2 protein-coding genes are annotated in these 1,162 nt (G+C 40.6%); both read left to right on the forward strand.

Annotated features, from left to right (window positions below):
• Window positions 1-83: 83 nt before the first annotated feature.
• Window positions 84-374 carry a muconolactone Delta-isomerase gene (gene catC, locus AC1M84_RS14205; RefSeq protein ID WP_092766278.1) on the forward strand — a complete coding sequence of 97 codons (291 nt, stop codon included), beginning with the start codon at window positions 84-86 and terminating at the stop codon, window positions 372-374.
• Window positions 375-524: 150 nt separating this feature from the next.
• On the forward strand, window positions 525-1,162 hold a 638-nt coding region (locus AC1M84_RS14210), incomplete at its 3' end, for a dioxygenase family protein (RefSeq protein ID WP_481595225.1).

The following is a 1,162-nucleotide window of genomic DNA, read 5'->3' on the forward strand; positions in this document are numbered from 1 at the left end:
AATGGTTTAGGTATTGAGTTGGATTTAGACAAGATTGACAACCTTCGCCGCAAATAAGCGACGTGATACATCAGGAGTGAGACATGCTGTTTCATGTACGAATGGATGTGAACATCCCACTGGATATGCCAGTTGAAAAAGCGAATGAGATTAAAGCTGTTGAAAAGGCGTATTCGCAAGAGTTACAGCAACAAGGCAAGTGGCGTCATATCTGGCGAATCACAGGTCAGTATTCAAACATCAGTATTTTTGATGTGGAAAGCAATGAAGAGCTTCATTCAATTTTACAAGGTCTTCCGCTTTACCCATATATGAATATCGAAGTAATGGCGTTAAATCGCCACCCATCTTCTATCCGTGAAGATGATCGTTAAGTTTTAAGTGTCTTGGCTTGATTGATTCAGGCCATGACTTCAATACATCCAGAGGTTTTTTAGCGTCATTTTAAACAAGGATTGTGGCAGCGAGCTCAAACACATTAGAAGTCAGCCACCACACAGCAAGCATACTTAAGGAGAAATAGTATGAACCGCGAACAAATTAATGCTTTAGTCAAAAAAATGAACGTTGATACTGCAACAGGTCCTGTTGATGAACGTGTTCAGCAAATCGTTGTACGTTTAGTATCTGACTTATTCCAAGCGATTGAAGATTTAGATTTAAGCCAATCTGAAGTTTGGAAAGGTCTTGAGTACTTTACTGATGCTGGTCAAGCAAACGAATTAGGTCTTTTGGCTGCTGGTTTAGGTCTTGAGCATTTCCTTGATTTACGTGCAGATGAGAAAGATGCTCAAGCAGGTATTACAGGTGGTACTCCACGTACAATTGAAGGTCCATTGTATGTCGCTGGTGCACCAGAATCAGTTGGTTTTGCACGTATGGATGATGGTTCTGAAGAAGGCAAAATCCCAACTTTGATTATTGAAGGTATCGTTAAAGATACTGAAGGTAACATCATTGAAGGCGCTAAAGTTGAAGTTTGGCATGCAAACAGCTTAGGTAACTACTCGTTCTTTGATAAGTCTCAATCTGACTTCAACTTACGTCGTACGATCTTCACGGATGCACAAGGTCAATATACAGCATTAACCACAATGCCTGTAGGTTATGGCTGCCCACCAGAAGGTACAACTCAGTTTGTATTAGACAAACTTGGTCGTCA

Source organism: Acinetobacter sp. 24-47-66 (assembly GCF_056779755.1).

Excerpts from the sequence above, each read along its gene's own strand:
- catC (WP_092766278.1), top strand. The coding sequence starts at position 84 with ATGCTGTTTCATGTACGAATGGATGTGAACATCCCACTGGATATGCCA.